At 67.0% G+C, this 1,145-nt stretch carries 2 protein-coding genes; both read right to left on the bottom strand.

Translation table 11 applies throughout. The features are described 5' to 3' along the window. A partial coding sequence (locus tag A9X03_RS18950) for a hypothetical protein (protein ID WP_067782321.1) occupies window positions 1–586 on the bottom strand: 586 nt, incomplete at its 3' end. A gap of 141 nt (window positions 587–727) precedes the next feature. Continuing rightward, on the bottom strand, window positions 728–931 hold the full coding sequence (cspA, locus tag A9X03_RS18955; RefSeq protein WP_007166602.1) for a cold shock protein CspA: 204 nt from the start codon (window positions 929–931) through the stop codon (window positions 728–730). Window positions 932–1,145 lie beyond the last annotated feature (214 nt).

Consider the following 1,145-nt stretch of genomic DNA (forward strand, 5'->3'; position numbering starts at 1 on the left):
CCCGCGGCCACACCGCTGACGCGTCAACGCCGTCTGGGGCTTCGCCCACGTTCTCTACCAGGCGTGATAGCCGACGACGGCCGCTGATCCGCAGCGCCGGGCGGCCGCCGCGGGTGCCAATCAATGTCGGCGCGATTCCGACCCGCATCAAAGCCGACGCCAGCGGGGAATGGGTATCGGGCGCGTGGGGATCGAGACCCAGAAGGTAATGGTCGCCCTCCGGATGACCGGCCGCCAGCGTCCAGGCCCGCAATTCACGCGGTCCGGGCAGCCAGCGCGGCGGCACCGTCTTGACCGCCCCGCGCGTCCATTCGGCCGCCAGGCTCACCAAGGCCGGGGTCACCGCCGTACGCACCAACGGCGTGTCCTCGTCGGTCCGGCAGATCTCGGGTTCCAGCCCCGCCTCGCGGATCATCTCGGCCAACGCGGCGGCGCGCCAGGCCTGATCCACCACCACGGAAAGGCGCGCACCCTGCCCCTCCGGCCCGCCGACCAAGACGATCTGACCGGAAGCCGCCAGCACCCCGGAGAGATCGGCGACCGCGGGGGGCACCGACTCCGCTGTGAAGAAGGAAAGCTGGCTCACGCCACCGACAGTAGGCCAGGTCCGCCATCCGCGTCTTGAGGCAACCGGCGCGGCGTCGCAAACCGGCCGCAATACGAAAACCCCCCGGCGGGCCCGCTACGCGGGACTGCACGGGGGGTTCGTGGAGATTCGGCTCGTCCTTTAGACGGAGCGGACTCCGGTGGCCTGGGGGCCCTTAGGGCTGTGGCCGATTTCGAACTCGACCTTCTGGTTTTCTTCGAGGGTGCGGAAGCCCGAACCCTGGATCTCCGTGTAGTGGACAAACACGTCGGCGGAGCCGTCTTCGGGGGCGATGAACCCGAAGCCCTTCTCCGCGTTGAACCACTTCACAGTTCCCTGTGGCATCTCTCGATCTTTCCTTTTCTTCTGGGTGCGGGGCATCGCCTTTCGATGCCCCGGGCCTGGTACGACCGCCATACCTCGCTCAGTCGCCGGAACTTCACCCGACCGATTAACCTCGCAGGAACCGCGGCCGCAACGATAGATCCTGCGAAAGTTTGACACGAACACAGAAGCTGCGACCGCAAATAGTCAACCATGTTCATCGCTTCGGCGACAG

It is taken from the genome of Mycobacterium sp. E1715, from assembly GCF_001667625.1.
Lineage (GTDB): Bacteria > Actinomycetota > Actinomycetes > Mycobacteriales > Mycobacteriaceae > Mycobacterium.